Annotated in this window: 8 protein-coding genes; 2 read left to right on the top strand and 6 right to left on the bottom strand. The window is 73.7% G+C overall.

Annotated elements, in window-relative coordinates; translation table 11 throughout:
• Positions 1-116: 116 nt before the first annotated feature.
• Positions 117-803, top strand: coding sequence for a ribonuclease T (gene rnt, locus CKO13_RS09995; protein WP_200260343.1), 687 nt, complete (start codon positions 117-119; stop codon positions 801-803).
• Between the two features lie 23 nt (positions 804-826).
• On the opposite strand, the gene grxD is transcribed toward rnt, so the two are convergent.
• Together grxD and pyrC are read right to left on the bottom strand one after the other, a co-directional pair.
• Positions 827-1168, bottom strand: coding sequence for a Grx4 family monothiol glutaredoxin (grxD, locus tag CKO13_RS09990; RefSeq protein WP_200260340.1), 342 nt, complete (start codon positions 1166-1168; stop codon positions 827-829).
• 96 nt (positions 1169-1264) lie between these two features.
• Complete coding sequence (pyrC, locus tag CKO13_RS09985) at positions 1265-2320, bottom strand: dihydroorotase (RefSeq protein WP_200260337.1); 1056 nt, start codon at positions 2318-2320, stop codon at positions 1265-1267.
• A 126-nt stretch (positions 2321-2446) separates the two neighbouring features.
• On the opposite strand from pyrC, the gene CKO13_RS09980 reads away from it, so the two are divergent.
• A complete protein-coding gene (locus CKO13_RS09980; protein ID WP_200260334.1) occupies positions 2447-3658 on the top strand; it encodes an argininosuccinate synthase in 1212 nt (403 codons plus the stop codon).
• A gap of 49 nt (positions 3659-3707) precedes the next feature.
• Here the strand turns inward: CKO13_RS09980 and nth are convergent, their stop codons facing one another.
• The 4 genes from nth to CKO13_RS09960 all read right to left on the bottom strand — a co-directional run.
• Complete coding sequence (nth, locus tag CKO13_RS09975) at positions 3708-4349, bottom strand: endonuclease III (protein ID WP_200260331.1); 642 nt, start codon at positions 4347-4349, stop codon at positions 3708-3710.
• A 44-nt stretch (positions 4350-4393) separates the two neighbouring features.
• A complete protein-coding gene (locus CKO13_RS09970) occupies positions 4394-5038 on the bottom strand; it encodes an electron transport complex subunit E (RefSeq protein WP_200260328.1) in 645 nt (214 codons plus the stop codon).
• Positions 5039-5068: 30 nt separating this feature from the next.
• Entirely contained in the window at positions 5069-5701 is a 633-nt protein-coding gene (locus CKO13_RS09965) for an RnfABCDGE type electron transport complex subunit G (RefSeq protein ID WP_200260325.1), read from the bottom strand.
• Positions 5698-6111: RnfABCDGE type electron transport complex subunit D (locus CKO13_RS09960; protein WP_200260322.1), on the bottom strand; the 414-nt coding region annotated here is incomplete at its 5' end. The genes CKO13_RS09960 and CKO13_RS09965, both read right to left, overlap by 4 nt.

Genomic DNA, 6111 nt, shown 5'->3' with positions numbered 1-6111 from the left:
CGCCACGGCGGGCGGCGGCGGCTGGGGCGAGCCCGGCAGCGGCGGCTAGCCCCGCGGTTGTCCCCGGGCGCCCGCCGCCTTAGCATGCCCGCTACCGCTCCCAAGGCAACGAGGCTATGTCCGAGCACAGCGTCACCGACCCGTCCGCCGAGACCGCGGCCCTTGAGGGCGGGGCGCCCCCGATCCGCACCCGCTTCCGCGCCTTCCTCCCCGTCGTGGTGGACGTGGAGACCGGCGGGCTGCAGGCGCACAGCGACGCGCTGCTGCAGATCGCGGCGGTGATCCTGCGCGTCGACCCGGGGACGGGGCGCCTCTACCCGGCCGAGACCCACTCCTGCCACGTGGAGCCCTTCGAGGGGGCGAACATCGACCCCAAGGCCCTCGAGCTCAACGGGATCATCCCCGACCACCCGCTGCGCATGGCCGTGCCCGAGCGCGAGGCGCTGCGCAAGGTCTTCAACCCCGTGCGCCAGGAGCTGCGCCAGACCGGCTGCAACCGCGCCGTGCTCGTCGGCCACAACGCCACCTTCGACCTCGACTTCCTCAACGCCGCGGTCGCCCGGACGGGCTACAAGCGCAACCCCTTCCACCCCTTCTCGAGCTTCGACACGGCGACCCTCGCCGGGCTGGCCTACGCCCAGACGGTCCTCGCCAAGGCGGTCCGGGCCGCGGGGCTGGAGTGGGACAAGCGCGAGGCGCACTCGGCGATCTACGACGCCGAGAAGACCGCCGAGCTCTTCTGCGCCATCGTCAACCGCTGGGACGAGGCGGTGGGGCGGCCCTCGAGCTTCTCCCCGGCCTGAGCCCCCGCCGGGGGCGGCGCGGGCTAGCCGCTCGTGCCCTCGCCGCCGCCGGCGCCGTCGATGAGCCGCTGCAGCTCGCCGGTGTCGAACATCTCCATGATGATGTCGCTGCCGCCGGTGAGCTCGCCGTCGATGTAGAGCTGCGGGATCGTCGGCCAGTCGCCGAACGCCTTGACCCCCTCGCGGACCTCGTCGTCCTGGAGGACGTCGACGTAGGCGAACTCCCGCCCGCAGGCGGCCAGCGCCTGGGCGGCCCGCTGGGAGAAGCCGCACATCGGCTGCTCCGGCGTGCCCTTCATGTAGAGGATGATGGGGTTCTCGCCGACCTGCTGGCGGATGACCTCCTGGATGGCGCTTTCACTCATGGCGATCTCGCCTCCTCGATGCCGTGACGGGAGCCTGGCAGGGCGTGCGCATACCCTTTAGAGCCATTCTATGCCAGCACGCCCGGCGCGGCACGCCTAGCCGCTCGCCTCGGCGCGCAGGCGCCAGGCGAGGGACTCGCCGGCGCGCAGCGGTACGACGGTGTCCTCGCCGCCGGCCGGGTAGGCCTCGGGGACCGCCGCCTCCTCGCGGGCGAGGACGACGCGCTCGTCGTTGACCGGCAGGCCGTAGAAGGCCGGGCCGTTGCGGCTGGCGAAGGCCTCGAGCCGCTCGAGGGCGCCGGCGGCCTCGAAGGCCTCGGCGTAGAGGCCGAGGGCGACGGGGGAGCTGAAGCACCCGGCGCTACAGCAGGCCGACTCCTTGGCCCGGCGCGGGTGCGGGGCCGAGTCGGTCCCCAGGAAGACCCGCGGGTGGCCCGAGGTGGCCGCCTCGAGCAGCGCCTCCCGGTCCGCCTCCCGCTTGAGGATGGGCATGCAGTAGTAGTGCGGCTTGAGCCCGCCGGCGAGCAGGCGGTCGCGGCTGTAGAGCAGGTGCTGCGGGGTGAAGGTCCCGGCCAGGCGCGGGTCGTCGCCGGTGACGAGCTCGGCGCCGAGGGCGGTGCTGACGTGCTCGAGGACGATCTTCAGGCGGGGGTGGCGGTCCCGCAGCGGCGGGAGGGTCTCCTCGAGGAAGGCGCGCTCGCGGTCGAAGAGGTCGATCCCCGCGCCGATGCGCTCGCCGTGGATGAGCAGCGGCAGCCCGTGCTCGGCCATGGCGGCGAGGGCCTCCGTGCAGCGGGCGAGGTCGGTGACGCCGTCGTCGGAGTGGGTCGTCGCCCCGGCGGGGTAGAGCTTGACGGCGTGGACGATCCCCGAGGCCGCCGCCCGCTCGATCTCCGCGGCCGGCGTGTTGTCGGTGAGGTAGAGCGTCATCAGCGGCTCGAAGGCCGTGCCCGCCGGCAGGGCGGCGAGGATGCGCCGGCGGTACGCCGCCGCCCGCTCGGTGGTGGTGATCGGCGGCTGCAGGTTCGGCATGACGATGGCGCGGGCGAAGCTCGCCGCGGCGAGGGGGGCCACCGCCTGCATCAGGGCGCCGTCGCGCAGGTGCAGGTGCCAGTCGTCGGGGCGGGGCAGGGTGAGCGTCGTGCGATTCATCAGGGGTGCCTCAGGTGGTCGGTGTCGGTGGATCGGCGGGGCCCAGAGGGGGCCTGAACCCGCCTGCGCCCTATAGTATCCTGTACGGCCCCATACGCCTTAGAACCCAATCGGAGCCCCAACCCCATGCCCGACGTCAAGAAAGTCGTTCTCGCCTACTCCGGCGGCCTCGATACCTCGGTGATCCTCAAGTGGCTCGAGGAGACCTACGGCTGCGAGGTGGTGACCTTCACCGCGGACCTCGGCCAGGGCGAGGAGCTCGAGCCGGCCCGGCGCAAGGCGGAGGCGCTCGGGATCCGGGAGATCTACGTCGACGACCTGCGCGAGGAGTTCGCCCGGGACTTTGTCTTCCCCATGTTCCGCGCCAACGCCGTCTACGAGGGCGAGTACCTGCTCGGCACCTCCATCGCCCGGCCGCTGATCGCCAAGCGGCAGGTGGAGATCGCCCGCGAGACCGGCGCCGACGCCGTCGCCCACGGCGCCACCGGCAAGGGCAACGACCAGGTCCGCTTCGAGCTCGGCTACTACGGCCTCGAGCCCGGCATCCGGGTCATCGCCCCGTGGCGGGAGTGGGACCTCAACTCCCGCGAGCGGCTGCTCGAGTACGCCGAGCGCCACGGCATCGACATCGAGGGCAAGCGCGAGGAGGGCGGCGCGCCGTACTCCATGGACGCCAACCTGCTGCACATCTCCTACGAGGGCGGGGTCCTCGAGGACACCTGGACCGAGGCCGAGGAGCGGATGTGGCTGTGGACCAACGCCCCCGAGGCCGCCCCGGACGCGCCGCAGTACGTGGATATCGAGTTCGCCGGCGGCGACCCGGTGGCCGTCGACGGCGAGCGCCTCTCGCCGGCGGCGCTGCTCTCCCGGCTCAACGAGCTCGGCGGGCGCCACGGCATCGGCCGCGTCGACATCGTCGAGAACCGCTACGTGGGCATGAAGTCCCGCGGCTGCTACGAGACCCCCGGCGGGACCATCCTGCTGCGCGCCCACCGCGCCATGGAGTCGATCACCCTCGACCGCGACGCCGCGCACCTCAAGGATGAGCTCATGCCGCGCTACGCGGAGCTGATCTACCAGGGGTACTGGTTCGCCCCCGAGCGCGAGGCGCTGCAGGCGCTGATCGACCAGACCCAGCGGGACGTCGAGGGCACGGTGCGCCTGAAGCTCTACAAGGGCAACGTCACCGTCGTCGGCCGCCGGTCGCCGAAGAGCCTCTTCGACGCCTCCGTGGCCACCTTCGAGGACGACGCCGGCGCCTACGACCAGCAGGACGCCGCCGGCTTCATCCGCCTCAACGCCCTGCGCCTGCGCCTCGGCGCCAAGCGCCGCGGCTGAGCGCGGTACACCCCTTCCGGTGGGGGGTGCCGGCGCCCCCCACCGTCCCCTAGGTGTTCTCGGGGGTCTTCTCCGGGTACGCGCACAGGTCCGCGATGGGGCAGGCGCCGCAGCGCGGCCGGCGCGCCGTGCAGGTGTAGCGCCCGTGGAGGATCAGCCAGTGGTGGGCGTGGAGCCGGAAGGGCGCCGGGGTCACCGCCTCCAGCCCCGCCTCGACGGCGCGGACGTCCTTGCCGGGGGCCAGGCCGGTGCGGTTGGCCACCCGGAAGATGTGCGTATCCACGGCGATGGTCGGCTCGCCGAAGGCGACGTTGAGGATGACGCTGGCCGTCTTGCGCCCGACGCCGGGTAGCGCCTCCAGCGCCTCGCGCGTCCGCGGCACCTCGCCGTCGTGCTCCTCGAGCAGCTTGCGGCTGGCGGCGATGAGGTTGCGCGCCTTGTTGTTGTACAGCCCGATGTGCTGGATGTACGGCTTGAGGCCCGCCTCGCCGAGGGCGACGATCGCCTCGGGGGTGCTCGCCACCGGGAAGAGCTCGCGGGTGGCGCGGTTGACGCTCTCGTCGGTGCTCTGCGCCGACAGGGTCACCGCCACGAGCAGCTCGTAGGGCGAGTCGTAGAGCAGCTCGGTCTCCGGCTCCGGCAGGGCCTCGCGGAGCCGGCGGTAGAGCTCGTAGACCGTCTCAGGGGTCACGGTGCGATGCTCCTCGTTGGGTTGGGGGCCGGCAGGCGGGGTCGTCACCCCGAGCGCCGGGCCTCGAGCCAGTTCTTGAGCGCCAGCATCAGCGCCAGGCCGATGAACGCCCCGGGCGGGAGGATGGCGAGGAGGAAGACATCCCCCTCGACGAGCTCCACGCTCCAGCCCGCCGCGGCCTCGCCGAAGAGCTGCTCGGCGCCGGCGAGGAGGGTGCCGTGGCCGAGGAGCTCGCGCAGCGCCCCGAGGGCGATGAGCACGGCCGCGAAGCCCAGCCCGGTGGCGAGCCCGTCGACAAGCGCCGGGCCGACGGGGTGGCGCGAGGCGAAGGCCTCGGCGCGGCCGAGGATGGCGCAGTTGGTCACGATCAGCGGCAGGAAGAGCCCGAGGGTGCGGTAGAGCTCGTGGAGCCACGCCGCCATGAGCAGCTCGATGACGGTGACGAAGGCGGCGATGACCAGGATGAAGACCGGGATGCGCACGTCCTGCGGGACGTAGTGGCGGATCAGGGAGACGACGAGGTTCGAGGCGGTGACCACCAGCAGCGTGGCCAGGCCCAGCCCGAGCCCCGCCACCGCCGAGGTGGTCACCGCCAGCAGGGGGCAGAGGCCGAGGAGCTGGACGAGGGCGGCGTTGTTGTGCCAGAGCCCGTCGCGGAGGATCGTCCGGGCGCTCGGTGTCGGCTGCATCGCGTGGCTCCTGTGCCGTCTCTGCGGGGACTAAGGGGCGGCCTCGCCGCCGGCGGAGCGCTGGGCGCGGTAGCGCCCCGGGGCGGACTCGAAGTCGAGCAGGACCGCGCGGACGGCGTCGACGACGGCGCGGGAGGTGATGGTCGCCCCGGTGATCGCGTCGAACGCCCCGCCGTCGGCGGCGACCCGCCACTCCCGGCGCGGCGGCTCGCCGAGGCGGTGGCCGTTGAAGGAGCGGATCCAGTCGCTGCGCCCGGCCTCGATGGCGTCGCCGAGCCCCGGGGTCTCCTGGTGGCGGACGGGCCGCACGGCGACGACGCGGCCGTCGGCGCGCACGCCGATGAGCAGCCGGATGGGGCCGGCGTAGCCCTCCGGGGCGGTGACCTCGACGGCGGCGCCGAGGTAGCGCCCCTCCCCGTAGGCCGGGTAGATGCGCATGGGCGGGCCGTCGCCGAGGGGGGCGGGGCGCTCGTAGGCCGCCTCCGCCGGCTCGTTGTCGTAGCCCGGCGGCAGGACCGCCTCGAGGCGATCGAGGACGACCTGGCGCTCGGCGGCGGCGATCCGCTCCTCGGTGGCCTCGTGGACGGCGCCGACCAGCGTGAGGCCGGCGCCGACGAAGCCGGCGAGCACCAGCCCGGCGCGGATACCGGCGGGTAGCGTCAAGCCTGGACCCCCTCCTTGCGGCGGGTGAGGTAGTCGAGCAGCGGGGCGGTGGCGTTCATCATCAGCACGGCGAAGGCGAAGCCGTCGGGGTGGCCGCCGAGCTCGCGGATGACCAGGGCGAGGGCGCCGATGCCGAGCCCGTAGAGCCACTGCGCGGCGGGCTCGACGGGGGCCGTGACCGGGTCCGTGGCGATGAAGAACGCCGCCATCCAGGTGGCCCCGGCGAGGAGGTGGAAGGCCACCGGCGCCCCGCCGCCGAGCTGCAGCAGCGCCGCGGTGGCGCCGGCGCCGGCGAGCACGCCGAGCGGCAGGCGCCAGTCGATGACCCGCCGGGCGAGCAGGAAGCCGCCGCCCAGGGCGAAGGCGCCGCTGAGCCACAGCCAGGGCCCCGCGGCGCGCCCTTGCCCGGC

The sequence above is a fragment of the Halorhodospira neutriphila genome, from assembly GCF_016584055.1.
In the GTDB taxonomy this organism is placed as follows: domain Bacteria; phylum Pseudomonadota; class Gammaproteobacteria; order Nitrococcales; family Halorhodospiraceae; genus Halorhodospira; species Halorhodospira neutriphila.
Note: the sequence above shows the minus strand (reverse complement) of the source record. Positions and strands in the feature narration are given on the sequence as shown.

Bases quoted from the DNA above. Each gene is read 5' to 3' on its own strand.
- rnt (WP_200260343.1), top strand. From the start codon at position 117: ATGTCCGAGCACAGCGTCACCGACCCGTCCGCCGAGACCGCGGCCCTT.
- grxD (WP_200260340.1), bottom strand. From the start codon at position 1,168: ATGAGTGAAAGCGCCATCCAGGAGGTCATCCGCCAGCAGGTCGGCGAG.
- pyrC (WP_200260337.1), bottom strand. From the start codon at position 2,320: ATGAATCGCACGACGCTCACCCTGCCCCGCCCCGACGACTGGCACCTG.
- CKO13_RS09980 (WP_200260334.1), top strand. From the start codon at position 2,447: ATGCCCGACGTCAAGAAAGTCGTTCTCGCCTACTCCGGCGGCCTCGAT.
- CKO13_RS09970 (WP_200260328.1), bottom strand. From the start codon at position 5,038: ATGCAGCCGACACCGAGCGCCCGGACGATCCTCCGCGACGGGCTCTGG.